The following is a 26,586-nucleotide window of genomic DNA, read 5'->3' on the forward strand; positions in this document are numbered from 1 at the left end:
ACTAGATTTTCAGTGGTGCAGACTATCCGTCAGTAAACTTTTTAAAAACTATTCAATAAAAATATGAAAAAAAAGCTCTCGTTTGAATAAAGACTATTCAAAACAAGAGCTTTCAATGTGAAAGTAAATCGCGATAAGGATTCTATTTTTAATCAAACATTATCCCAAATTAACAGTTTCTATTAATTAGGCGATATCTCTTTTAAACGTATTTCATTATTATTTACTACTAAATGGTCCTTTCGACCATGTAAGAAGAGATAGAAAATAATTAGGACAAACATAAAAATACCTAACCATACATACAAATTGCTGTAGCCAAGGACCGGTACTAAAAATCCTAAGAAATAAGGGCCGAAGCCAAGACCTATGTCTAAACCAATAAAGTATGTGGAAGTAGCTAATCCCACTTTTTCTGGCGTCGTTACTTTAATCGCAAGCGCTTGAAAGGCAGAAGAAATATTACCAAAACCAATCCCAATGATAGCGCCTGAAAGTAATAGAAGGAAGGCACTATGCGAGATACTTAAAAGAAGTAAACCTACTCCAAATAAAACGGCACATGGATAGACAATATAGTTAGCACCTTTTGTATCCATGAGATGACCTGTAAATGGACGTGTGAGAAGAACGGCAATTGCGTATGCTAAGAAGAAAAAGCTTGATGAACCAAGTAAATCACGTTCATCTGCAAAAAAGTTAAGGAAAGCAATAAGGCTTGCATAGCCTAAGGCAAATAATAACGTCAAAATGGAGATAGGAAGTGCTTTTCCATCAATAAATTGAGAAATATGAAAGCCTTTTGCTTCTTGAACTCTATGTGCTTGGATTTTCGATATTTTTGTAAATAAGGCAATAACTAGCGCTAAAATAGCAAAAATCATACACAACATAAAAATAACAAAATAAGTAGTGTGTTGGCTCAAAAACAAACCGAAGAACGGTCCGATGGCTGTTCCAAGTGTTGAACTCATACTAAAGTAACCAATTCCTTCACCTTTACGAGAAACTGGTAAAATTTGCGCTACGACTGTACTTATAGCTGTAGAAGCAATCCCAACTGCAAAACCATTTACCAGACGGCTAATGATCAATACGGTAATCCCCGCTTGAATAAAATAGAATGACATGGTTATAGGGAATAGAATTAAACCAATCATTAATATTTTTTTCGTGCCGACTTTGTTAATAATGCGGCCTGTAACAATCCGGCCTATTAATGTTCCGACAATATAAATTCCGGCTACAAGACCAGCTTGTGAAACAGAAGCATGAAACTCTGTTACAGCGTATGAAGCCATTGTAACCATTAATAAATAAAAAATAATCATAATGATGAAGTTTGTGATGGACATAATAATAAAATCTTTTGTCCATAGTTTTTCATCTGCATTCTTTACTTAATATCCTCCTGCTCTCTTAATTATATTCTGATGCTATTTTTAAAATCTTTGTGAAATTATTCACAATAACAGGTAAATAAATCCACCCGCGTTAGCAGGTGGCGTTTAAGGCTTGTTAGGTGTTTTATTGCTGTGTCTGCAATTCTTTATCATTCATTTTTACATTTCTTTGAGCAAAGACTTTTTTAACAATTTTAAGAGCATTCAAGACCTTAGGGAAGCCTGTATAAGGAATCAAGTGCACGATCGTTCCAACAATTTCTTGTGGAGTTAATCCAATTGTAACTCCTACGTTGATATGCAATTCCAATTGCGGTTCAGTACCTAGAGCTACAAGAGAAGCGATTGTGGCAATCGTTTTTTGTTGTGGAGTTGTGCCCTCTCTTGAATAAATATCACCGAAGGCAAATTCAACAATATAACTTTCTAAATCAGGTGCAATATCTTTAAATGCGGCTACAATATCCATGTGTGTTCCAATTTCCTTGTTATCTGTTACTGTAATCTCATTTATAATATCTAATCCTCTTTGGTAACGATCTTTTTCCATGTTCTTTTCCTCCTAAAGCATTATTTGCATGTGACAAAAATCACTATAACGCAGTTTTCGTTATTCGTAAAATACATATAACTCATACTATGCATTCCTTTTTTTCATATTTAAGTTAGTAAAACTTTTGGTGATAGTTGTCCATGAATATTATCTCCGTTCTATGAAATATATACATATGTTTCATTACCTTTATTCATTTTACTCATACAAACAGGAGATGTATAATAAGTGTGAACAAATTGTGAACAAAAATTTAATTATAATGATATAGGAGGAATTATTCATGAGTAAAAAAATTGGATTTGTTGGATTAGGAACAATGGGCTTCCCGATGGCCGTTAATTTAAAAAAAGCTGGTTTTGAAGTAATCGGTTATGATGCCTATAAAGGTGTTTATGAGAAGGCAAAAGCCGCTGGAATTACAATGGTAGAAACTTTAAAAGAAGTGGCGGAACAAGCTGACGAAGCAATAATCTCAATGGTTCGTGACTATGACCAAAATGTTGACATTATTTTTGGTGAAGGTGCTATATTATCTGCCCAACCTAAAGGGAAAACCATCATCGTCATGAGTACACTTGACCCTGAAACTATGAATGAATTAGGCAAAAAAGTCGAAGAAGAAAGTGATTTGAGATTAATTAGCGCTGCGGTAAGTGGTGGTGCTTCAGGAGCTCAAGCTGGAACATTATCGATTATGACATCTGGTTCAGAGACAATCGTGAAATCTTTCCAACCATACTTTGAAGCGATGGGATCCAATATATTCTACTATGGCGAGAATCCAGGCAACAGCCAAGTTGCAAAATTAGTTAATAATCTAATTCTTGGTATTAACATGAATGCTCTAGCTGAAGGACTTAAATTAGGAAGCCACTATAACTTACCTCAAGAAGAAATATTAAACCTATTAAAAGTTAGTACAGGTGATAGCTGGGTAGTTAGAAATTGGAGCGATATTTCGGAATGGACTGCTGACACTGCCTTAGCCGTTCTACTTAAAGACTTAAAAGCGTCTTACCTCCAAGGGATTAAACATAATGTATCTATGCCATTCAATGCCTTATCATCTACACAATTATTTGACTCAATGGGAAAAGAGAAACCAGAAGTCAAATAATTAAATAAAGTTACCACTTCTCTAAAGGAAAGTGTTCTGTGTTGAACAGAATGCTTTCCTTTTTTTTTGCTTGAACATTCCTATTAAAGATCAAACAGAAAAAGACGACTCAAAATTCAGTTTTTCTGAATCCTAAAGTATGTGACAATCCATTTGCCAAACCAAAATTGATTAAAAAAGGTTGCAAAAAATAAATAAGTGTTTATAATACAAAACAGAACGTATCGTTTTATATTTAAACAAACTTCATAATTTTTTAGTAAAAGAAAGGGATGGATGATGAAAAATTCAAAATTGGATACCAGTATCGGCTCCTTACAATGGTTTATATTTTTACTTGCTAATTCGCTAACGATTCCGATTATCGTTGGTCAAGTCTTTCACATGTCTCCTCTAGAGATATCCGAATTAATGCAAAGGACGTTTTTAGTTGTGGGGGTCTCGTCTTTATTATCCGGATGGTTAGGGCATCGTTTGCCAATTCCTGATGGTCCTGCTGGGATATGGCTTGGAGTATTTACGTTAATGGGACAAATGGCTGTCGCACAAGGGGTAGAAAAAGCTGGTGGTTCCCTGCAATTATTAGAAGGTGCCATGCTTTTAACAGGGGCCTTTCTCATTGTCGTTGGCTTAACAGGGTGGATGAATAAATTACTTAAGTTCTTTACACCACTTGTAAATGGTGTTTACTTAACGATTCTTGGCTTTCAATTGAGTGGGATGTTTCTTAAAGGAATGATTGGTGTCAAAGATGCATCAACTAAAATTCAACCAGGCATTGTCATTCTTTCATTTGTGATCTTTATTTTAGTACTTGCCCTGTCTGTTTGGGGTAAAGGCTGGTTAAAAAGTTATGCTGTCCTTATTGGGATGGTGGTAGGTTCTCTTGCTTTTATTCTATTTTTCGGTTCGCAGCCAATGCCAGAAACATCTTCGATTATTTCATTACCAGACGTATTTGTATGGGGACTGCCTTCGCTTGATACAGGTATGTTTGTTTCTTCCATTATGGTTGCCTTTGTCTTGATTTCTAGTATTATTGCCAGTGTAGCCGCTATGAAACAAGTGTTTAATGAAAAAGCTGAAGATTCACATGAAAAAGAAGAGCGAAAACAAGGATCTTTAAAAAGTTCCGGCATTATTAGCGGAATCAATACCATGTTATCAGGCGTCTTTTCTACAGTTGGTGTGGTTCCCTTTTCCGTAGCTGCAGGGTTTGTTCGAATGACAGGCCAAAGCCGTATGCTTCCATTCTTCATCGGAAGTATCGTTCTAGCCGTTATTTCCTTTTTCCCAAAAGTGTATTCACTGCTTGCAATGCTGCCTAGCCCAGTTGCTTATGCTGCAATGCTCGCCTCGTTTACTTCAATGGTAGGAATAGGGATCAGTTCTGTCTTGAAAGAACCTCTTGATCAAAGACGGTTGACCATTTTAAGTACAGCACTTTCTCTTGGAACAGGGGTCATGTTCCTACCACCAACTATTTTCTCTGCATTACCAACCGTCTTACAATATGTATTTAGTAACGGTGTAATGGTTGGCATGCTAGTGGCTCTTATATTTGAACAAATTTGGCGTCCTAAGAAATTAGCAAGAGTCGTAAAAGAGGAAAAAATCTTGAAAGTAGAAAAAGCTTAAAATAATTTTGCATGATCGTAAGAAGGGGTTAGTTTTATGGGATTTATGTAAGTAAATTCAATAAAATTATGGTATGTGTAAATGTCGCTAGAATCAAAACATTTATTAAGTGAGGAATGAAAATGTCAGATAAAAAACAATCTACACAGCACTCAGTAGGAAGACCGCGAAGTGAGGCATCTAAAATTGCCATTCTTACCGCAACCATTGATTTATTAGAGGAAACTGGCTATTCCGCTTTGACCATGGAAGCCATTGCTGCACATGCCGGTGTCGGCAAGGCTACGATCTACCGGTGGTGGGCTAACAAATCCTTTCTTATCCTTGATGCCTTTCTTATGTCGACCGAAGCACATTTACATTTTCACGAAAATACATCGATTCGTGAAAATTTTCGACAACACCTTTATACTCTTGCAGATGTTCTGAACGGATCTTTGGGCAGAACGGTGGTAGCCCTTGTTGCAGAAAGTGGAGATGATTCAGAACTAGCTAAAATGTTTTACTCCTATTATCTTAAACCGCGTCGTGAGGATGCTAAATTAATCCTTGAGCGGGCAATTGCTGATGGTGAAATCCAAGCTATCATTAACACTGATGTAATCTCAGATATGTTATACGGTCCTGTTTACTTTCGGATCCTGATCTATAAGAAAAAAGTAGATTCAGCATTTATTGACACATTAGTGGACCAGGTAATGAAAGGTATTACCGCACCTTAATTAATAGGGATTTGACTCAATTACGTTGCTTAGCAATAGAAACAAATAGATCATGTCTAAAATTTCTAGGTGATAAGGACAATCGGAAGTTTTGCGTGCACAAAGGCACAACTAGCGTTTTTATTGCTGGTTGTGCCTTTGTGTGTTTCTGTGCAAGGTTCTATACGCAAGCCCTATTACTGTTTCTGCATTTCTTTTTTCTCTTGATATATCATGCTATGAAACTTTTTACTTAAAGCAATAGGAGAATGGGCATTTTCATCATATGGCACAATCGAAAACGAAAGATCAAAATTCTCGTTTTTCAAGCGATACGGTTCCTGTACTTCCTGACCACAGCTTGCTGAGCCCAGCCCATATTGCTGTTTATCAACATGCAATGTGATATACGGCTGTTTAAATAGATCAAATGTATGTTTGGCTGCCTCCAACTGTTCAACCGTATAATAGCTTGCAGTGAAATCAAAAGGAGAACCATTGATGAACAGCCCTTTTCCACTCTCTTGTGTAAAACTTGCCCATTTTGTTTGATGGCGGTTCCCGTTTTCTTGCGGGAACACATACGGCGTATGTAAGCCATCAACAGTTGATGACCAAACGCTCATCCTTGCCGCTTGCCTGCTATCAACATAGGCTTCATTTGGTCCCAAACCATACCACTGCACGTAATCGCAGGTACCTTCTACCACCATCTCAACACCAATCCGCGGCAGATACTGAGGTCCCTCACCCGATTTCACGCCCTTGATCTCTACTGTGATTTTTCCATTTGCATAGATGGTGTAGAGATAGATCACATGGAATCCCCACGCAAGAACAGGAGGTGCCAGTTTGGCTTCACACTCAATGACAATGGACTGGCTGTCTTCACCGATGGTGACATCCGTTCTAATCATTCGATGTTGAATCGCATGGACACCAAATTCCTTCCAACGTTTTGTAACGGAGCTTGCGTTAAACTCTTCCGACCCCAATAAATCATTATCGATTGGTGCTCTCCAGAAATGTAACCTTGGTCCTTTGGACATTACTAGCTGGTCATCATAACAAAAATCTTCAATTCGTCCATTTTGTTTATTGAAGACCAATTGGAAGTTTAGCCCAGTTATTTTTGTCTTTGAAGTTTGATCTAAAATCGATAAATGACCTGAAGTTGGCTGTTCAATCTGAACAAAACGGGAGATTGGAAGCTCATACTGTGACCACGCAACAGTATGACCTGCATCAGCCCATAGTGTCCTTTCTTTCGTCTTCCAAACGAGATTTAACCAATATTCTGTATTTTCCTGTACCACATTTGGCAGCTGAATCGGTAAATCGACCAACTTTGCAGTGTGTGGAGGAATTTCCGGTACCTCAACAATGCCACACTCAAGGATTTGACCGTCAGCTTCAATAAACCACTCGCATAGTAAACTTGATAAATCGGAAAAATCATATTGATTTTGTATCAGGACTGTTTTTTCTTTCATATTAAAATTGGATGTGATTACTGGTTCCATCACTTTTTTTAATTCAGCTAATGCTGGGGACGGCTCACGATTTGGCCGAACCAATCCATCGATAACAAAGTTTCCATCATGAGGTGTCTCGCCAAAATCACCGCCGTATGCAAAGTATTCTTTACCTTCTTGCGTATATTGGCGTAAACCGTGATCAACCCATTCCCAAACAAAACCACCCTGCAATCGGTCATAGGCATAAAATGTCTCCCAATATTCTTTGAAACCGCCTGGGCCATTCCCCATTGCGTGTGCATACTCACATAAAATATGAGGTTTTTCCAAGTACGTTAATCCGCCAATTACCTTCAATTTTTCAATGGGCGTGTACATTGAAGTATGAACATCCGAAGCTATTGGATCCTTAGTTGGGACAAAGTTATCCTCTAAAAGAATTTCCCTGGTCTCCCCTTCGTAGTGGACCAGTCTTGAAGCATCCCTTGTTTTTGCCCATTCATACATGGCAATATGATTTTGTCCAAATCCTGACTCGTTGCCTAAAGACCACATAATAACAGAAGGATGGTTCTTATCGCGTTCTACCATTCTTTCCATTCTATCTAAATAGGCATTTTTCCACGCTGGATCATTACTTAACAAATGCGGCTTCCCAATCTTTGTCATACCATGACATTCAAGATCTGTTTCATCGATTACAAAAAAACCAAATTGATCACAAAGATCATAAAACCTCGGGTCATTAGGATAATGCGCTGTACGGATAGCATTAATGTTATGCTGTTTCATTAAAACTAGGTCCTCGATCATTGAACGTAAAGGGACAGCCCTTCCGAAATCAGGATGTGCATCATGTCGATTTACACCCTTAAACATAATGGCTGCACCATTCACGAGTAACTGGCCGCCTTTAATCTCAACCGTTCTAAATCCGCACCTTTGTGGAATGACTTCAACCACTTCCCCCGACGGATTTACTAAAGTAACCAGCACATCATATAAGATGGGTGTTTCAGCATTCCACGGCTTCACATTGTTCAAGTGGATGGATCCTGTCACCATTTCGCTCTCTAAACATTGTTGATGCAAGGCAATAACAGTGCCCTTCTCTTGTATTTCCACTTCCACTTTGTGATCTTTATACTCCCCTGATAAGGCAATCTCAAAATCTAGCCTTCCATCTTTATAGTCTTTTTCTAAAATTCCATTCAAAAACAGATCCCAGATATGGGTAGTTGGTTTTGAAATGATATAAACATCCCTAAATATTCCACTTAGCCACCACATATCTTGATCTTCAATATAGGAGGATTCGGCCCATTGGTATACGCGTACAGAAATTCTATTTTCCCCTTCTTTTGCAGCATGTGTGATATCAAACTCTGAAGGAAGCCGGCTGCCTTGACTATACCCGACGAAAGATCCATTAACCCAAACATGGAAGGAGCTGTCGACACCCTCAAACATTAAATGTAACTTACCTATTAATGCTTCCTTTGTTAAATAAAATGTTCTGCTGTATGCACCCGTTGGATTCTCAGATGGAATATAAGGGGGTTCTGCTGGAAAGGGATACTGGACATTTGTATAATGTGGTTTCCCGTATCCTTTTAATTGCCAATGAGATGGAACACTGATATTGGCCCAATGATCAGTGGAGTAATCCTCATTGTAAAAATCACTCGGTGATTCAATTGGTGAGTTCGCGTAATAAAATTTCCAATTACCATTAAGTAATAAGAATCCCTGTGAATCTCCCCGCTCATACGTAATGGCTGCTTTTTTGCTTTTATAGCTAAAAAAGTATGACCTAGGTTTAAGGCGATTCTTATGTAAGACCTCTAAGTTTTCCCAATCATTTTGTAAACGCATGTTCATTCTCCCCTCGACATTAACCTTTAACAGAACCGCCATATATTCCAGCGATAAAATACTTTTGCAAAAACAGGAATAAGATTAATACCGGTACGATACTGACAACGGTTCCTGCTAATACTTGACCATAGTAGACGACCTGGCCCGGAGCAACTAATTGGGATAACAGAACTGGTAATGTCGTACTTTCTCTATCCTGTAAAATGATAAGCGGCCATAAATAATTTCCCCATTGCTGGATAAAGCTCAGTATTCCTAATGCTGCTAAAGGCGGTAATGATGTTGGCAAAATAATTCTGTGGAAAATAGACATTTCACTTGCACCATCAATTCTGGCTGCTTCTATCATTTCAGTCGGAATACTCATCATATTCTGCCTCATAAAAAAGACACCGAATGCATTGGCCAGCGCTGGTAAAATAACAGCCTGAGGCTGATCTTGCCAGCCTAACCCGATGATCATTTTGAACAAAGGAATTAAGGTAACTTGGTGTGGAAGCATCATCGTTACTAGTACGATAAGGAACATAATATTTTTCCCTTTAAACTCATATTTAGCGAATGCATATCCTGCAATAGCGCATAAATATAATGTTGCAATCGTAAAAATGATAGAGATCAGCAAACTATTCCCCAGCGCCTTCCAAATAGGAGCAGATGCTGCCAGCCCAGTTAAATTAGTAAGAAATTCCCCGCTCGGTAATAACTTCGGAGGACTTTGAAAAATGTCACCATCTGACAGGGTAGAACCTACAAACATCCAATAAAACGGATACACAGAGGCGATACTGACAATGATTAAAAATAGATATCCTGCTGATTTTGGTATGAAGGACGATCGTTTCATTAAATCTCTCCTCCTTTTGAAACTTTAATTTGAAAGAAACTTATAATCCCAACGATAATGGTAATGACATACGCTGCTGCTGATGCATAACCAAATTGGAAGCTTTGAAATCCAAATTGATAAAGATACATCACAGGAGTATTGGTTGCATTGTTTGGTCCTCCCGCAGTTAATAAAGAAGGCTCGGTAAATAATTGAATCGTACCAATCGTAGAAAGAATGGCACAAAAAAGAAGAATTGGTTTTAACATTGGAATCGTAATCTTAAAGAATTGGGTGAATTTACTGGCACCATCAACTTCAGCAGATTCATACAACGAATCATCAATGGAAGTAATGCCCGCTAGCAAAATAATCGTATTATAACCGGTCCATCTCCACGTCAAAGCAATAATGATTAACACTTTTGACCAGAACGGGTCACTAAACCAATGAATTGGCTCAATATGTATGAGTCCTAAGACGTAATTCATCATTCCATATTGCTCATTAAAAATAAGGGTAAATACAATGGAATAGGTGACTAAATCAATTAAAACCGGCAAAAAAATAAATAATCGAAAGATTGCCTTTCCCTTAATAAATTTTGAGTTTAATAGAACCGCTAAAAATGTCCCTATAATGAGCATAACCGGCACTTGAACAATTAAAATGACAAAAACATTATAGAGCGATTTCCAAAATAGCCCGTCCGTCAGGATGTTTTTAAAGTTTTCAAACCCAACCCATTCCGCGTGGTTTCCTTGGGCAGAGGTGAAGGATAAATACAATGACTCGAAAATGGGATAGATCATGAAAATAGCAAACACGATGAAAAAGGGAGATAGAAATAGATAGGGAGTCATTTTTTTCCGATTCCATTTTTTCTTTCTTGCAACAGAAGGTTCTGTCCTTTTTTCTACAGCTGTTTCCGGCATTTGGGCACCTCCTATAAATAGGAGTAGGTGTTCAACTTACAAACACCTACCTGACCTATTTTTTCTAATTATTTACTTTAAGCTTGGTTGATTTTGAAATAGATTCTGCAGCCGTTTTCATCATTTTATCTGCATCATTTCCTGCTAATACGCCATCAATCATATCTTTAAGTGGTTTCGTTGCGTCTAACATAATTGGACCATATTCCATATCTTTAATGGTTGTGGTTTGTTCCGCAAAGAATGGGTATAATTCCATACCAAAATACTCATCTTTTGTATTAAATGCTTCATTTTTATAGAAAGGAGTATAGGAAGGAAAAAGTCCGTATTTTAACATGATCTTTTGGCCTTCATCTGTAGTTAAAACATATTCAACAAATTTGAATGCTGCATCCGCATTTTTTGACTGCTTTGACACAGCCAATACTGAGCCGCCTAAATTGGCTTGTGTATTCCCACCCTCTTCAAATGCTGGGATCGGAACGATTCCCCATTTGCCTGCTTGTTTTTCGACAGAATGGCTTAACGTACCCGCATACCATACTGGTAAAATAACACTGGCAGCTTTATCGTTCGTTAACGCTGGAATTCGTCCATTGCCATCGTGAACATTAATGGCAATGCCCTCATCCTTCATTTTCTTTTGAAGTAAAAGTGCTTTTTCTGATTCCGGTGAAATGACATTAATTTTTCCGTCTTTCACATAAGAACCACCCAATTGGTTTAAGAAGATTTCATAAAGATTAAAATCATCGGTATATAGGGTCATAACTGTGCCAGGGATCGCTTCTTTTAATTTCTTACCAGCTTCAATATAATCATCCCAAGTTTTAATAGATCCAACATCAATGCCCGCTTTTTCAAATAAATCTTTTCTATAATATAAAGCAGTTGGACCTATATCCCATGGCATTGCATATACTTTATTGTCTTTTGTGACGCTTTTCCATGAGGATGCAAGAAAATCATCTTTATATTTTTCTGTTTTGTCTGTAATATCAACAAACTGATCAGGGAACTTTTCCAGGAATGCCGGCAAGTCCCTTGCTTGAGTTTGGATAACATCCGGAGCTCCTGTTCCTGCTGCCAAAGCTGGGGTAATTTTTGAATATCCGGTATCAGTCCGTAGTATTTCAACTTTTATATCCGGGTACTTTTTGTTAAATCCCTCAATCTGTTCAGTTAAAGCATCTGCAGCAGCATTCCAAGATGCAACAGTAATCGTAGTTTTTCCATTCGTAGAACTAGCCTTTTCATCTTTCCCGCTTCCGCATGCTGCCAAGAAAACAGATGTTATGAGCAACAAAGCTAACAGCAATGACAACTTTTTCAATTTTTCCACTCCCCTTTTATCATTTTGTGGTCACGTGACCACCAACCCAAAAAAATAATGTGGTTACGTGACCACATTGCAGAAAAAATAATATGGTCACGTAACCACATTATTTAATAAAATATCCTTTAAACAAATCTCTTATCGATCTATTCAACTAGATATCTCTTCCTGCTATGCTTTTACGATAAATTATTTTGTAACCGTTGTCAATTGCTATTTTAAAGTTTTATATTTCTTACAGATTCTCTTTCCTTTAATGTAACTTCTGCTTCCATACTTTTCTCCATACTATTTTCATGGTGAATTTGATCCAACAGCTGTTGTACTAGCATTCTGCCGATTTCCCTTTTTGGAATATTCATCGTAGTTAACGTTGGAGTCACGATTTTAGCTAATTCAATATTATCAACACCAATGACGGAAATATCTTCAGGAACCTTTTTTCCGCTTTCAATAATCGCTCTTATTGCCCCAGCTGCTAGCAAATCATTAGAAGCGGCTACAGCAGTAAAATATTGTCCTTTGTCCAATAACATCTTTATAGCTTCATATCCAGTGGTCAATTTGTCTTCATACATTTCGATGAATATTTTATAATAATCTTTAATCGGTAAGTGATGTTCTTTCATGGCAATTTCATAACCCCTGTACCTAGGATTACTTCGTCTATCTTCATTATAATAATGGCCTAAAAAGAGAATTTCCGTATGTCCATTTTTTATCAAATATTCTACAGATTGCTTCATTACTTTCTTCAAATCGACATATACATGAGGAATCCCTGCATTACGTGGAATATTTATATTTATTCGATCCCAATAGACAGACAGTGGCATTTTTTTATTTTCGAGAATATCCTTAATCATGATTAATTCATGAGATGCAAGCAAAATCATTCCATCATAAGGACCTTCTAAAACTTGCTTTAAATAATCCCGATTTTTCTTAGTAATATTATATAAAGATAAAGTATACCCATTCTCTAAGGCCATTTCCTCTATCCCCATAAACATTTCTGAAAAAAAGGAGTTGCTAATCGATGGTGAGATACAAGCAAGTTGTTTATAGGACTTGGCCCGTAAATTTTGTGCGGCGCGGTTAGGTATATAATTCAGTTCAGCAATTGCTGCTTCTACTCTTTTTCTTGCCTCCAATGCCACATACCCTCTATTATTAATGACGCGCGATACAGTTGATGGTGAAACTCCTGCCTTTAGCGCGACATCATGTCTGGTAACCATAAACATTCCCCCTTTAAAAAAGACACTCCCATTTTATATTGTACCTTGTATTTTTTCCACTATCTAATAAATATGTAAATTCTTCCTTCACTTTATACTTCCACTTCAATTTTTGGTAAACTTTTTAAACGGGAATAAATTGTATCATATGATTTGTTTATAACACATCTTAATCCTTTTCAAAACTCTCCTATCAAATATTTTTCTGATTATCATGAAATTGCTTAGCTATGGAAAAAAGATTTCACAGGGAGGATGTCTAGAATAGATTCTATTCGTTCCATTTTTAGTATTTTTTTCAGGTTCCTGTCTATTTTTTTAAAGCACATAAACCTGGGGTTAGATATGAAAAATTTCCACCTTAGTCCATGTCGATTTCCAATCCTTTTTGGCCATACGTTCTTCATAGATTTCCATTCTCTCCCGTGACTCCCAAAAATACGTTGTTGGTGTCACCGTTAAATGAACCACATCACTTATTCCACAAGGGGCTGTTAGGATGACCTGGTCTTTTTCATCTAGCTTTACCCCTAATGCCGTGGCTGTTTCAGGAAACTTTGATATCGCATCCACTGCAGACGTATAGGGAGGCAGATTGTTCCGAATGTGCATTCGCGCCTCATTCTTTACGGACCAAGGAATCGTTGGCATAAGGGAGAACAATCTTTCTTCAAGTCTCTTTTCCTCGGATTCATTCATGTTTGTCGGATCAAAATAAATCACATCAATATCCTGAATGGGTGTTCTTTTTGAAAACTCATGAATGGTATCCCAAATTTTTGAGCGAACAAATCCAGCACAAACCCACCAATCTGGTAAATCCAGTGATTTTGCGGTTTTTAAAATGTCCATCATCCATTGATCTTCTCTAATTAGTGAAATGATCTTTTCTTCGTTTAACATAGAACCCCCCTGCGGACCGCCGTATTTATAGTAACTTTTCAAAAGCGACTCGTTTACTCCTATCCTTTAAATAAATGACGCCACAAAGGGTGAAATCATTTTTCTGAAGAAGTCGCTGCATGGATAAGTTCTGTTCATGTGTATCGACTTTAATACTATGAACCCCTTTTTCTACACACATTCTTTCTACGTTTCTGATGATTTCTGAGGATATCCCTAAACCTTTGTAGTTATGATCGACAGCCAGTCTATGGATGACCGCATATTCACCATTACTAAGCCACTGACCATCATAAATTTTTCTATAGGTTATCTCTTCATCAAAGGAAATAACGGCAGTAGCCACAATCGTTTCATCATTCAATAGCACATAGCTATCGCCCTTGGCAATATCATCTTTGATCGTTTGAATGGAAGGATAGTTATCCTGCCACTGATCAATATTACTTTTTTTGAAATACTCCTGTGCCTGGTTAATTATTTCCATAACACGATCAATATCTTTTTCCTCTGTTTTTCTAAGCTTCATTGTCAATCTCCTTTATTGAGAAATTTAACAGGAAATCTCCCCCATACTGCCAGGGATTCTTTTTTCATTATAAAACAACAAAGTCGGTTAGGCATGATCGAGATTCCAGAATTATAGTACAAAAGTATTTTTCAACTATATTAAATCCTTAAATCACCAGGCTTCTTTAATAGTTTATGTTAAAGAGAATTTTCTAGTAAAAGATGATATCATTACACTAATAAATCAACCTTTGTAGGAGGCTATCATGAAAAAACTCGTAAAAGTTGTCGCAGCGATTATTGAAAATGAAAAAAATGAAATTTTATGTGCCCTAAGATCACCAGAAATGTCCATTCCTAATAGATGGGAGTTTCCAGGTGGAAAAGTGGAAGCCAACGAAGACATTTTCTCTGCGCTAGAAAGAGAAATTACTGAAGAGTTGGACTGTAAGATCGAGACCTTTAAAGAAGTATTTAATGACAATACCCATGAATACGAAACATTTATCATAAATTTGATCTCGATTAAATGCAGAGTTGTTGAAGGAATTCCGACAAGAAGTGAACATTCTAAGCTAACTTGGCTAAAAAGAGAAAATTTAGATTCGCTAAAATGGGCTCCAGCTGATATTCCAGCGGTTGAACAATTAATCCAAGAAAAATAGTCTTCTCGTATTGAGAAGACTATACTTTTTTGGTGAATTCCGTAAACAAGGTTGATGGAATTTCATTTTCCAATTTTAATTTTGCAGTAATGGGTTTCTCACCTTCAAATTGGACGGAATCCCCTTTTCCGATATAAATATACGGCTCGTTCTTTCCGTCGATTTCTCTGTACTTCCTTACAAATAGATGAAGGTTGATTCCGCGCCGTTTATTAAAAATAATGTTTTGCCCTCTATCGGTATTTTGGGAAGTGCTATTTGGAGTTTGCCATTGAAAATAACGCTCATCGATAAATTTATCCTTATAATTGATGCTTTCCTTGATGTCATCTTCCTTATGAAGATCGATAAATAAGAAATAATTATTCCCATTCGTAAGAAGTCCCGAACCCCTAAAAGAACTATGAATTTTCCTATAGTTAGACAGTAAGGCTGCATCTATCATTTGGTATTGCTCATATAATTTAAAATACGGGACACCGTAGTATTCCCCTTTGAATTCCTTTTCGTATCGGAAAATTCCATAGGTAATAATGTCCTCAATAAACTTACGGTATTCCTCATTCTCTACTAGCTCTTTGAAAAGTGGCGTTTTAATCAGCTTTCCGTTACTGTACTGAACTAACTTTGGTTTATTCTTAATCTGGACACTATCATAGTAATTTTGATTTAAGCACTCAAAGGCATGTAACACACTATCATCATCAACATCATTAATCATTTTTAATATTTGCTGCTTGGCAATTTCTATGTTAATTTCCTCATGCTCTAATAAATATCGAATGATAACAAACTCGTAAATCCGCTTGAGTGGGAGCTTACTGGATAATTCCTTCAAAGTATCTTCGAATTTTTCGTTCAGTAAAAGATTTTTTAAATAATCATCCTTCTCCACCTTGGCAATGAAGGATAAATATGTTTTTTCCCTATCAATAAATTTCACAGGATCGGGAGCACCATCATATTTAAGATAATCTAACAATAAGGAAGGAATCCGCCCCTGGTTAAGCTTCTTAAATTCGAAGTACTCTTCCTTTAGATACTTCATGGAATTAAAGTTTTCTTTATCTATTTGAGCTAGAATTCTTTCCTCTGAGATTTTATCCATCTGAATATGAGTACACCCAGGGATATTAGCAAACCCTGTCGCAACTGCGACTTTTAAACTCTCCTTGTCGTAGTAACGACTCCCATTTAACGCTAAAGCAATCAGGAACGTCTTATTATGATTCCCAATAAAATCGAGGACTGTTAAGAACTCCTTATTTGCATATTTTCGCAAACCTCTGCCAAGTTGTTGAATAAATACTATTGGGGAGTTGGTCGGTCTTAACATTAGTACGGTATTGATTGAAGGAATGTCAACGCCCTCATTAAAAATATCAACCGTAAAAATAAATTCTAACTCGTCATGGTCATTTTCTAATCGATTAATATAGTGTCCACGTTTTTCTGAAGAATCCGCACCGTATAAACAAACACTTGTGTATCCTCGTTTATTAAACTCACTCGCCATATATTGAGCATGCTCAATACTCACACAGAAACCAAGGCCTTTTCTTTTGTCGCCATCATGACCGTAAAAGTCCATTTTTTCTATTATGAAATCCACCCGTTCATTGACCTTTAACCGTTTGGTGATTTCATTAATATCGTCAATATCCACATCACTTAAATCAATACCTTCAATATCTGTAATACCAAAATAGTGAAAGGGAATAACTAGTTCATCCTCTAAAGCTTCGTGTAAGCGCACCTCCAGGGCCACATTATTATCGAACAGATCAAAGACATTGTACCCGTCACTTCGTTCAGGAGTTGCCGTCATCCCTAAGGTGAATTTAGGCTCAAAATAATTTAAAACCGTTTGGTAGGTTGGGCTAGGCGCATGATGGGCTTCATCAATAATCAAATAATCAAATTCATCTTTTTCAAATTCATGAAAACACCTAGAAATCGTTTGAATGGTGGCAAATACATAATCCATATTTTTTTGCTTGTGATTCCCTGTTAGTAAACCAAAAGTAATCCCCTCATTAGGTAAGAGAATTTCAAAGGTTTCTTTAGCTTTTTTCAAAATTTCTTCTCTATGTACAATAAAAAGGAGTTTCTTCGGCTTCAAACTCTTCACATCAAATGCCGACATATACGTTTTACCCGTTCCAGTTGCGGCGATTACAAGAGCTTTTTTCTCTCCGAAACTTCTTAATCTTTCCAGGTTCTCGGTAGCTCGCTTTTGCATTCTATTTTGGACAATATATTGTTTGTTCTCATAAATCATTTGATGGGTTATTTGCGTACTTTTGAGGTTCTTTAGAAATTCCTCGTATCTACTAATAAATGCCTGGTCCGCAACCTCGCTCATATTCCAAAGATATTCATATTCCTTTAAAACATCCTGGATAAACCGGCCATTCTCTTTCGTAACGATTTCCACATTCCACTCAATATTGCTTTTAAGGGCACTTTGGGTGATATTAGATGAACCAATAATCACCTTATAACTATCTTTATACTCAAATATGTATGCTTTGGTATGGAAACCAATTTCTTTATCCGTAACAAAAACCTTTAAATCAACATTATAAAACTCTCTAATTTTTTCTAATGCCTTTGCATCTGTAAAATTGAGATACGTAGAAGTAATGATTTTCCCTTTGATTCCCTTATTCTCTGCTTCTTTTAAGGGATCAAGCAGAAGTTGCAGCCCACTGAAATTAATGAAAGCCACACTAAAATAAAACCTTTCACACTCGCTCATTGATTTTACTAATTCTCTTAATAAGTTACCCTTATCGGAATTCACAATTAGTTTCTTTTCAATTGCATCCATTATTTTTGCCCCTAACTAAAACTCTACTATCAAACTGTTATTTATTGGATATGTAGAATTGTACTATATTTAGGGGTAAATAAAAAGATCCTCCATTTAGGAGGAATAGAGGATGCGGTATTACTTTCTAAAAAGTAATATTTTTGCTTATGATACGGTTCAGCGTAACATTGGATAGGGTAAAATAACTAAGAAAAAGGGGAAGAGATCAAACTAAGACCTCTACCCTGTCAATTCCAGCACAAAGAGATTTGTTTTTTCTTAACTATAACATTCTACTACCTTAAATCTATTAAAATCTTTAATAAATGGTTCAATAAATTTTAAATAACTTTTAATTTCATCGTATTGAAGGTTTTGCGACATACATTTTAAATTTGAATATAACACCCTAAATAATATATCTAGTTTATATCCTGATATTTTTAATGTATCATCTAAGCATAGAGTATTTATTTCGTCTAGAATCGCTTCTTTAATCTCTTCCTTGTTCGTTGTTTTAGTTAAACCAAGCTTTGAACATATATAATGATAGTCTGGATGATCACATTCTTTTAAACTAAGTAATATTGAATCAAAAAGACCTATAATATCTTTTCTCTGAAGACACACATTGTTTGTAACTGAGTAGAGTAAGTTAAGTTCGCTAACCAAGTCAATTAATTTATTTGAATCACCAATTTGTTCAATTGAATAACACCTTTTTTCTCCAGTGAAATAATATTCCTTAATATTAATAGATCCCTTAAACTCATCATATGACAATTTCCTTTTAAAAAATAATTTTGTTTTTTTATAAGGCTTATTTCTATTAAAAATCACATATGGTAAAAACTCTTTTGTTAACCAATCATATGTCTGTTGTACATTCCAGTATTTTCTTAATTTATATTCATTGCTATGATTTATATCCCACCATACTAACCATACATAATCAGATGGTTCCCAACTATAACTATCTTCAATAAAACTATGAATAATACATTTATACCCTTCATCGTACTTATTAGTTTTTTCTTTAATATAAACTTTTAACATGTTATTACCTGAGGTATCAAAAATATTCCATTTAGTATTCCCCAGTTCATAATCATTTCTTTTCGAAAACTCAAGCATAGAAGTCCATAAGTCTTTTTGAATCTTTACCAATTGATACTTAGTTAAGTCATATTGATGAGGAATAAATTCATTTGCTTTAAGATGATTTTCTATATTTTCAAGAGCTGTTATATACTCTATTATAAATTTATCAATAACTGAACATAAGTTCTTCAACTCATCTATATTCAGTGTAAACCTCGAATTTCCTAGTTGTACTATAAAACTGTCATCATTTATTTTAGCTATTATGTAACTCCTCATTTCAAATTCAATTGGAGTATGGTTTCCTGGATATAAATTTTTTAATATTTCTTTATGTCCCAAACTAATAGTAGTTCCCCTAATATAAAAACTATTAAATGTTAATAAACAACTGCCCTTAGGCTCTTTAACTTTAGGTAAATACCCTTCCAACATTACTGTCTTATTTTTATATAATATATGACTACTAAATGCTGTTTGACTTTTGAATTCTTCTACCCCGTAATCAGCTATATAATTATTTATCCGATCAACATATTGCTCTAGCGTAATATCTCCATTTTTCAAATGACTTTTTACGGCTTCAATATTAAGTGCATATTTAGCATCCTCTTCAAACCTTTTAATCTGTGTTTTTACATCTCTTAATTTATTTTTTGCTATTCTTAATAATTCTGCAGTTATTTCCTTAGGCGCCTCATTATTCCTCTTCTTATTATTGCATTTGCTATGGGCTGGCCTTAAATTCTCTAAACTATTTAAATTAAAATCCTCAGGTAATTCATATGTATTTAATACTTCTCTTAACTTTTTATCATTTTTTCCTACTGATTCAGCAATTATATGATCTATTTCCAAATCAGAATAATTAAATAAATCCTCATGACAAATAGCACATCTTCTTTGATAAGCTTGCCATAAAGCATATCGAACGTCTGGTTGATCTTTTAAAGCCAATATTTAACTCTCCTTTATAATAGTCTCTCCTGTAAATCCTATTTTTAATAAAATTTCCAAATCTGCGATAATATTTTCTATCATATCAAGATTTAATGTTTCATCATCCATCACTTCAGCACCTGAGTGATTTATTGGATTGTGATTTCTTAAGTCGTGAGCTTTCTCTATTAACTCTTCAATATTAGTAACCTCCTGGTTAAATCTTATTCTTTGGTAACCTTTTATTATTGATCCTTGTTTATAATACATCTTGTAATTAGGTTTGCCTTTTCCGGTTTGTTCGATTCCCTTATAATGCATCAATAGGGCAGTGACCCTATCAAAATAAGATTTATAATATGAGAAAGCCTCTAAGATATCGTTGCTATACTTGTAATGTTGGTACATAAAATATATATACCAAACTTTCAAATCGTTATTAAAATCATAGTCGTTTGTAAATAATAAATTTAGATAGCTATTATTCTCTTGTTCTAAAAGTGAATCCAAAAACGAATTTTTACAATACAAAGTTATGTATTTATATATATTCGGTTCATATTCCTCTAATTTGCTTAGCAAATCTTGATGTTGGAAATTCCTTAATATTAAATAATTTATAATCATAGCAATATCAAAAGAATCTAAATTATTATTTCGGAATATCTCGTTCAAGAAAAACCTTATTAAATCCCCATCACGTGTGTTTAATATCATATTAATTAGATTCTTAGTATCGTACTTAATTATCTTGTAATCTTGTCTTATCAATCTTTTGAATTTACTTATGAGTTCTGCATTATTAAATATTCTTTTTCTATAGTAAATTAAGTATCGAAATACTTCATCGGAAGAATACTGTACACCAGAAATCGTAAAAACCTCATCTTTTATTTCTCTATACCGATCATGGTTATGCCACCTTTCCCTTGCAATGTCGTACAATTTATCAACAAAGACTTTCATATTATTTTCGTCAAACATGCTCGATATATCAATATCTTGCTCATTAACGTAGTGGTCATATAAAGCAGCACTTAGTTCTTCACTTATATCATTAGCAATTCCATAGTTACTTTTCTGTTCATTTAAACTTAGGTTAATCTCCCTATAATTATGAATAACAAAGTTTTTTATAATTGAAACGGCTTCATTTAACAAGTCAGCACTTGTATTAAAAAATATAAAGAGATCATCAACATATCTAATAATCTGGAAGTCCTCTATTTCATTTAGATTACCTAAAAATTCTTCTAGTTTACTATCAAACAAATCTAAGTAAACATAAGTTGCTAAAAATGATAGTGAACATGATTTTTCTATAGTGGGATACTTCCCGCGTCCAATAGATTGCATTAATCTTTTATAGATCAATGCCGTTCTTGAATCAATAATAGTAGATTTTCTATTTATGTGATCAAATAAGATGTTAATATCTAGACTGTCAAAGAAATTAGTAACATCAAACTTATAGTAATACTGGAATCGTTGAGAGCATTCATTAATATCAGCATAATAACGCTCATAGCTCTTTTTGTAATGAAAATCTAATTCCTGTATATTCCCTGCATAGTAACACCTTGTTGCAATAGAATCTTTAGTATACGCATTACATACATGATACCCTATACATTCCAAATAAATATATATTATTGGTGATACCAACCTAGAATTTCGAAATGAGCTGTTATTCTTTTGAATATAATGCTTTGGAAAATCAAAAACTAGCTTATTCTTAAAAAGTGCGCCATTTTTAATAAACTTATTAAAGAACCCTTCACTTTTAATTTGTTCTTTTTCTTCATCAGATAAAACGGTAAAAGGGTACAATTGCAGGTAATGCTTTTGTGATTGTTTACTTTGATTGAAAATCCCTTGGCATACATTAAGCCAGGTTTCATATTCCATGTTAATCATTAAATATCCCCCAATAATACATAACAAATTTCAGTTGCCTGTCACACCCCGAATTTCTTGTTTCACATCTATGTTCCACAGCATTTTTAACGAAAAGCCCTTATATTAAATCCAAGGGCTTCTTTGACTTTTTTTCTATAAAATTTAGATAATCTCTAAGAGGATAGTAAACTATTTTTTCAGATTGATTAAAAGTAATCCCTGCATTTTTCATTAATTCCATCAACTCTTGTACCGTTAACGTCTTTTCGTATACTTGATTAAAACGATATAATACAAATTCCTTCCATTTCCTTTGGCTGCCATTAATATATTGCTGCCCATTAACATAGTGAGCTAATACCTCTTCTTTTAGTTTGTTCCTTTTGTCATCATTAGACTTTTCTTCAGAAGGCATATTAGAAGGTTTACTATTTATTTGTTTACTCGCATTCTCTTTCCCCCAGACTTTAGACATTTCTTCAATAATTCTTTGGTGTTTTGCCTTAGACATTAAAGAAATGTTCCTTTCTTCGGTTTCACTTGTCTTTGCGAGCAGTTCATTGATTTCACCTACTAGTGTTTTATTAGATATTTCCCTCCTACTTGTTGAAGGGTTATAGGAGTTTGAAAAACTCTTATGTTCCTTATCCATTTCCCAATCATCTTGATGTTTAGTATATTGATTACTGGTTTGTTGCTTTTGTTCTAGCATTTGCTTCAATAACTGCTTTTTCCGCTCTTGCTCCTGTTCCATCATTTCTAACCTTAATTTTTCCCTTTGCTCTGCCTCTAATTGCCATTGTTCTTCTTCTATTCTTTGCTGTTCTTGAAATTGGAACTGCCGTAGCTTAAATTCCTTCATAAATTCTTTTCGACTTTCTTCTTCTACTTTGGGCTGGCTCAGTAAGAATTCATTTTTTACCACTAATGCGTCAGCAAAAGGAATCTCATAGCCTTCATTTAGGAGAAACGCACGGTATGGCTTTACCACCCGATCCTTTAAGAAACGCATGACTTTAACGACAATTCTGTCCCCATTTGAATAAATATAATACATACTTCTTGCATCTACCGTTACAGGATCCATTGATACAGGGTAATTAAAATAAGAAAAAAACTGTTTATCCTTGACTAGTTCCGTAAGCATTGAATCCCACTTTTTATCTTCAGTGGTTTTAGAAGAAATCGATAATTCAGCATCCCACAGCACTAAAGCATTTTTACCCTTTTCAATCGATTGTTCATCTTTTTCGATAAACCAAATCGGTTTCATCCCTTGTTCAAAGAAATATTGGTGTCTTTTGGTGATTTGATTTGCTAGTTTGCTATCTACAGAAGAGTTAACATTCGTAACAATAGATAGACCATATTCTTCTTCACCAAGCCTCAACCATATATCGGGATATTCTTTTAGTTCTGGTTTTGCTTTATATCCGTAATCAAGCTTAATCTTTGTATTCGTTTTAGCCTGGTTTGCTAGTTCATCATGAAGGATAGCTAGCATCGCATGATGAACCTTTGTTTCTCTCTCATTCTGTTTTCTATACCTTTTTTCAGCCTGGTCAATCTTCTTAGATAATTCACATGCTTCCGAGTGTTGATGGGAAAAATATAATCCTCTTTCATCACCACTCTTGACTATTAATTTAGCTTTACAGTATGGGCATTGAAAAAGGTCTTTTTCTGCCAATTTTTTCAGGTTATTTACTTCTTCATTGGTTGCTGAATCTGGGAGGGTGGTCAATTCATTATCAATCACATGTTTTGCTTCTCTCAAAATTAAGTCACCTCGAAAATTCCTTTTTTTTACAAGAATCTCCTTTTTGGTAATGGAAGTCAAGGGTGAATTTTTCATCGTTTATAATCTCTTGATGGAATAGTTACTACTTATGTTCTAAGAGAAAAAAAGTGCCTGACCCCCGATGCGTTATTGTGTTAACGCACTGGGGGTCAGGCACTAAATCCCTGGGTGAAAACCCGCTATTTGACGGGGGGCCCTCTTTAAATTTCCAAATCTATATTTCTACCGAAGAAATTGGTAATAACGGCTTAATCCCCTGTTTATTGAACGGTAGTATTTTTAAATCTGCTATCAAATGACTGATGTATCCACCTATACAAGTGTAGAAGACACCCTCAATTCCGAGAGATCCTTCTAATTTTGAAGCAATGATCCCAAAGAATATGACGCCTAGGATTGAATGGGTATAGCTCCGGTGCGAAGCCAAGGACGCAATTATTATATAAACCCCCAGCAGGATTAGCCACATTTCCGATAAAGAGAACCCTCCCATCAGTACTCCAATTCCGGTGATCGTTAACATATGCTTTTGCTTAATGAACCCCGAAACCACCATAATCCCTATTCCAATCCCGAGACCAAACCATTTCTCTGTAGCGTGGCATTCATAAAAACTATAAAAAACCATCAATATCCCGATCAACTGAGCAGCCATCCGAATGGCTTTATGGGATAAGGTAATTTTGCCGCGAAGCTTTCCATCAATGTCAAGATCGGGCATTAATCCCGAAACCGCCCCTAATCCGACAAAAAAGAGAGTCTCAGAAGGAGAGGATTGAAAAGTGTTCGCCACGATAAATCCTGTTGCCGCGCCAATTGCTGCGTGTGCTGTACCATTCACTAGTTATTACACCCCTATTTCAATTTTTACTCTCCTTATCTTACAACAAAACATTTGTTCTGTTTAGAAAAACCAAAAAATCCTACTATTCTCCTATTCTAGAGCCAAACAAAAAAAGCCAAGCTATATGCCAGGCTCTTGCAAAACTAATTTGGCCCAAGGTGTTTTTTAAGGAACTCTGCCATCATCGAATACGAATTGATTTTATTTTTTAATTTCACCATCGTATGCCCTTCCTCTTCAATGCGAATAAACTCTACTGGATGATCTCGATTCTTTAGTTTCCTGACGATCTGCTCAGATTCTTGAATAGAAACACGTGGGTCATTAACACCATGAATGACCATTAAAGGAGCTGCAATGTTATCCGCATGATTCAACGGGTCGATTTGGTCGAAGTATTCTCCGTCTTTTTCAATGGTTCCATATTCTGCTTCCCTCAGCTTTTTCCGCCAAGGACTAGTTGTTTGTAAGAATGTTCGGAGGCTGGACATTCCTACAATATCGATACCAGCTGCCCACATATTCGGATAGTGGCTGGTAGCAGCAAGCACGATAAATCCACCATAGCTTCCACCCACAATCGCTACCTTTTCCGGAATAATCTCCCCTGTTTTTTTAAGCCATTCCACTAGACAAATGACATCCTTCAGGGCGTCCATTCGTTTGCGGCCATCATCAAGGTGAGTGTATGTTTTTCCATAACCTGTACTTCCGCGGATATTAGGAGCAGCCACAGCATAACCTTGGGTTAAAAAAAATTGTAAAAAAGGGCTGTAGACAGCACGGGTTTGACTTTCGGGTCCACCATGAATATAGACGACAAGTGGGGATCCCTCGTCTCTATGATTGGGCTTATAGTAAAAAGCAGGTATCGGACGTTGGTCAAATGATGGAAACGATATGATTTCTGGCTCAATTAGTTTTTCCTCCAGGATTGGAGCACGGGAGATATACGTAAGCCGTTTGGCTTGAAGGGTGTTAAGCTCCACCTCCCAGATGTCAGAAGGATGCGTGGGTCCATTTAGGACAAATCCCACCTTTTGTTGGTCAGGTGTAAATCTAAGATTACTGATTACTCCCATTGGAGTTTCCCATGTATACAGCTTACTTTGAACAAGGTCTACCAGATTGCCCTTCGATATTCCTCCTTCGTTCATGGAAAAAGCTAATTTATTTTTATCCTTATTCAAGACCAGGTCTTCAATATCCCACTCTCCCTGTTCGAGCCAAGTCAATTGTTTACTGGCTATGTGAATGAATGCGAGCCCGAAGAATTCTCTGTCCTGATTCGTTAATAGGTAAATATGGTCCCCATCCTTATTAAAATGAATATCTTTATAGCTCGCTTCACCCATATGCGCTGTAATCCAGTTCATTTTTCCAGTTGAAAGCGAAAATACCCCTAGATCATGATCAAGTGGCGAGTTTGCTTTTTTAACCAATAGTGTTTTTCCATCTGGAAACCATTTTTCAACTAAATACGTCCCATCGGCGGCAAACACAAGTCGGATTTCCAGTGTCTCCAGATTTTGAATATAAACATCTAAAGAATTTTGACTTCGACGGTTGCTGGACCATGCGATCCATTTCCCATCGGGAGAACTGTCACCAAACAAATGAATATGTTTAGGTGAGTTGGTCAGTGCTATTTTTTCGCCACCCTCTTTTAATAAGTACAATTGCTCCTTTTCATCCCCATCCACGTCCATCCCAATAATAAGATCCGATGTGCTGGCAATATATTTAATAAAGGTGATTCCTTTCATTGTAAAAGATGTTTGGGCAGGCCACCTGTCCTCTCTATCAAGCTCCCATACCTGTGGCAGCCCAGTAAAATCGGAAATAAAGCTGATTTTCTTGCCTTTAGGATGGTATTCAAAACTTTTCACCATACGTACATGGATAAAAGGGTCAATCGTTATTTCATCCATTCTATTACCACCATTCATAAATTGAGTCATCTTTACTCCATTCTATTTAGAGGTGGCTCATAT

Annotated in this window: 19 protein-coding genes; 4 read left to right on the forward strand and 15 right to left on the reverse strand. The window is 35.8% G+C overall.

The annotated features are described in order from the left end of the window. Positions 1–182: 182 nt before the first annotated feature. Both AC3ANL_RS22300 and AC3ANL_RS22305 read right to left on the reverse strand, forming a co-directional pair. Positions 183–1,355: an MFS transporter gene (locus AC3ANL_RS22300; protein WP_488326541.1), complete on the reverse strand. Its 1,173-nt coding sequence runs from the start codon at positions 1,353–1,355 to the stop codon at positions 183–185. 172 nt (positions 1,356–1,527) lie between these two features. After that, the gene (locus AC3ANL_RS22305) at positions 1,528–1,953 is read right to left on the reverse strand and encodes a carboxymuconolactone decarboxylase family protein (RefSeq protein WP_488326542.1); all 426 of its coding nucleotides are present in this window, start codon (positions 1,951–1,953) and stop codon (positions 1,528–1,530) included. Between the two features lie 286 nt (positions 1,954–2,239). On the opposite strand from AC3ANL_RS22305, the gene AC3ANL_RS22310 reads away from it, so the two are divergent. The 3 genes from AC3ANL_RS22310 (at position 2,240) to AC3ANL_RS22320 (ending at position 5,436) form a co-directional block, all read left to right on the forward strand. After that, positions 2,240–3,076 carry an NAD(P)-dependent oxidoreductase gene (locus tag AC3ANL_RS22310; protein ID WP_488326543.1) on the forward strand — a complete coding sequence of 279 codons (837 nt, stop codon included), beginning with the start codon at positions 2,240–2,242 and terminating at the stop codon, positions 3,074–3,076. Positions 3,077–3,352: 276 nt separating this feature from the next. Beyond that, positions 3,353–4,714, forward strand: coding sequence for a purine/pyrimidine permease (locus AC3ANL_RS22315; protein WP_488326544.1), 1,362 nt, complete (start codon positions 3,353–3,355; stop codon positions 4,712–4,714). A gap of 122 nt (positions 4,715–4,836) precedes the next feature. Continuing rightward, positions 4,837–5,436: a TetR/AcrR family transcriptional regulator gene (locus AC3ANL_RS22320; RefSeq protein WP_488326545.1), complete on the forward strand. Its 600-nt coding sequence runs from the start codon at positions 4,837–4,839 to the stop codon at positions 5,434–5,436. Positions 5,437–5,612: 176 nt separating this feature from the next. Here the strand turns inward: AC3ANL_RS22320 and AC3ANL_RS22325 are convergent, their stop codons facing one another. The 7 genes from AC3ANL_RS22325 to AC3ANL_RS22355 form a co-directional block, all read right to left on the reverse strand. Further along, positions 5,613–8,768, reverse strand: coding sequence for a glycoside hydrolase family 2 TIM barrel-domain containing protein (locus tag AC3ANL_RS22325; protein WP_488326546.1), 3,156 nt, complete (start codon positions 8,766–8,768; stop codon positions 5,613–5,615). Positions 8,769–8,787: 19 nt separating this feature from the next. Further along, on the reverse strand, positions 8,788–9,618 hold the full coding sequence (locus AC3ANL_RS22330) for a carbohydrate ABC transporter permease (protein WP_488326547.1): 831 nt from the start codon (positions 9,616–9,618) through the stop codon (positions 8,788–8,790). Further along, complete coding sequence (locus AC3ANL_RS22335) at positions 9,618–10,535, reverse strand: carbohydrate ABC transporter permease (RefSeq protein WP_488326548.1); 918 nt, start codon at positions 10,533–10,535, stop codon at positions 9,618–9,620. The genes AC3ANL_RS22330 and AC3ANL_RS22335 overlap by 1 nt, the downstream gene beginning before the upstream one ends. A 64-nt stretch (positions 10,536–10,599) precedes the next feature. Then, positions 10,600–11,871: an ABC transporter substrate-binding protein gene (locus tag AC3ANL_RS22340; RefSeq protein ID WP_488326549.1), complete on the reverse strand. Its 1,272-nt coding sequence runs from the start codon at positions 11,869–11,871 to the stop codon at positions 10,600–10,602. Positions 11,872–12,092: 221 nt separating this feature from the next. Next, complete coding sequence (locus AC3ANL_RS22345) at positions 12,093–13,115, reverse strand: LacI family DNA-binding transcriptional regulator (RefSeq protein WP_488326550.1); 1,023 nt, start codon at positions 13,113–13,115, stop codon at positions 12,093–12,095. Positions 13,116–13,454: 339 nt separating this feature from the next. Continuing rightward, complete coding sequence (locus AC3ANL_RS22350) at positions 13,455–14,018, reverse strand: nucleotidyltransferase family protein (protein WP_488326551.1); 564 nt, start codon at positions 14,016–14,018, stop codon at positions 13,455–13,457. A 25-nt stretch (positions 14,019–14,043) separates the two neighbouring features. Next, positions 14,044–14,547 carry a GNAT family N-acetyltransferase gene (locus AC3ANL_RS22355; protein WP_488326552.1) on the reverse strand — a complete coding sequence of 168 codons (504 nt, stop codon included), beginning with the start codon at positions 14,545–14,547 and terminating at the stop codon, positions 14,044–14,046. Between the two features lie 247 nt (positions 14,548–14,794). Here AC3ANL_RS22355 and AC3ANL_RS22360 point away from each other — a divergent pair, with 247 nt between their 5' ends. Next, positions 14,795–15,193, forward strand: coding sequence for a (deoxy)nucleoside triphosphate pyrophosphohydrolase (locus AC3ANL_RS22360; protein ID WP_488326553.1), 399 nt, complete (start codon positions 14,795–14,797; stop codon positions 15,191–15,193). A 19-nt stretch (positions 15,194–15,212) separates the two neighbouring features. Here AC3ANL_RS22360 and AC3ANL_RS22365 read toward each other — a convergent pair whose 3' ends face one another. The 6 genes from AC3ANL_RS22365 to AC3ANL_RS22390 form a co-directional block, all read right to left on the reverse strand. Continuing rightward, positions 15,213–18,026, reverse strand: coding sequence for a DEAD/DEAH box helicase (locus AC3ANL_RS22365; protein ID WP_488326554.1), 2,814 nt, complete (start codon positions 18,024–18,026; stop codon positions 15,213–15,215). Positions 18,027–18,287: 261 nt separating this feature from the next. Continuing rightward, positions 18,288–20,066 (reverse strand): HNH endonuclease, encoded by a 1,779-nt coding sequence (locus tag AC3ANL_RS22370; RefSeq protein WP_488326555.1) that lies wholly within the window; start codon positions 20,064–20,066, stop codon positions 18,288–18,290. Between the two features lie 3 nt (positions 20,067–20,069). Then, positions 20,070–21,965: an AbiA family abortive infection protein gene (locus AC3ANL_RS22375; protein WP_488326556.1), complete on the reverse strand. Its 1,896-nt coding sequence runs from the start codon at positions 21,963–21,965 to the stop codon at positions 20,070–20,072. Positions 21,966–22,065: 100 nt separating this feature from the next. Further along, complete coding sequence (locus AC3ANL_RS22380; RefSeq protein WP_488326557.1) at positions 22,066–23,724, reverse strand: competence protein CoiA family protein; 1,659 nt, start codon at positions 23,722–23,724, stop codon at positions 22,066–22,068. A gap of 238 nt (positions 23,725–23,962) precedes the next feature. Continuing rightward, complete coding sequence (locus tag AC3ANL_RS22385; RefSeq protein ID WP_488326558.1) at positions 23,963–24,589, reverse strand: metal-dependent hydrolase; 627 nt, start codon at positions 24,587–24,589, stop codon at positions 23,963–23,965. Positions 24,590–24,735: 146 nt separating this feature from the next. After that, positions 24,736–26,523 (reverse strand): S9 family peptidase, encoded by a 1,788-nt coding sequence (locus tag AC3ANL_RS22390; protein WP_488326559.1) that lies wholly within the window; start codon positions 26,521–26,523, stop codon positions 24,736–24,738. Positions 26,524–26,586: the final 63 nt, after the last annotated feature.

The sequence above is a fragment of the Neobacillus sp. DHD-1R genome (assembly GCF_057747995.1).

Bases quoted from the DNA above. Each gene is read 5' to 3' on its own strand.
- AC3ANL_RS22300 (WP_488326541.1), bottom strand. From the start codon at position 1,355: ATGTCCATCACAAACTTCATCATTATGATTATTTTTTATTTATTAATG.
- AC3ANL_RS22310 (WP_488326543.1), top strand. From the start codon at position 2,240: ATGAGTAAAAAAATTGGATTTGTTGGATTAGGAACAATGGGCTTCCCG.
- AC3ANL_RS22320 (WP_488326545.1), top strand. From the start codon at position 4,837: ATGTCAGATAAAAAACAATCTACACAGCACTCAGTAGGAAGACCGCGA.
- AC3ANL_RS22350 (WP_488326551.1), bottom strand. From the start codon at position 14,018: ATGTTAAACGAAGAAAAGATCATTTCACTAATTAGAGAAGATCAATGG.
- AC3ANL_RS22330 (WP_488326547.1), bottom strand. From the start codon at position 9,618: ATGAAACGATCGTCCTTCATACCAAAATCAGCAGGATATCTATTTTTA.
- AC3ANL_RS22355 (WP_488326552.1), bottom strand. From the start codon at position 14,547: ATGAAGCTTAGAAAAACAGAGGAAAAAGATATTGATCGTGTTATGGAA.
- AC3ANL_RS22305 (WP_488326542.1), bottom strand. From the start codon at position 1,953: ATGGAAAAAGATCGTTACCAAAGAGGATTAGATATTATAAATGAGATT.
- AC3ANL_RS22315 (WP_488326544.1), top strand. From the start codon at position 3,353: ATGATGAAAAATTCAAAATTGGATACCAGTATCGGCTCCTTACAATGG.
- AC3ANL_RS22325 (WP_488326546.1), bottom strand. From the start codon at position 8,768: ATGCGTTTACAAAATGATTGGGAAAACTTAGAGGTCTTACATAAGAAT.
- AC3ANL_RS22375 (WP_488326556.1), bottom strand. From the start codon at position 21,965: ATGATTAACATGGAATATGAAACCTGGCTTAATGTATGCCAAGGGATT.
- AC3ANL_RS22390 (WP_488326559.1), bottom strand. From the start codon at position 26,523: ATGGATGAAATAACGATTGACCCTTTTATCCATGTACGTATGGTGAAA.
- AC3ANL_RS22345 (WP_488326550.1), bottom strand. From the start codon at position 13,115: ATGGTTACCAGACATGATGTCGCGCTAAAGGCAGGAGTTTCACCATCA.
- AC3ANL_RS22365 (WP_488326554.1), bottom strand. From the start codon at position 18,026: ATGGATGCAATTGAAAAGAAACTAATTGTGAATTCCGATAAGGGTAAC.
- AC3ANL_RS22335 (WP_488326548.1), bottom strand. From the start codon at position 10,535: ATGCCGGAAACAGCTGTAGAAAAAAGGACAGAACCTTCTGTTGCAAGA.
- AC3ANL_RS22360 (WP_488326553.1), top strand. From the start codon at position 14,795: ATGAAAAAACTCGTAAAAGTTGTCGCAGCGATTATTGAAAATGAAAAA.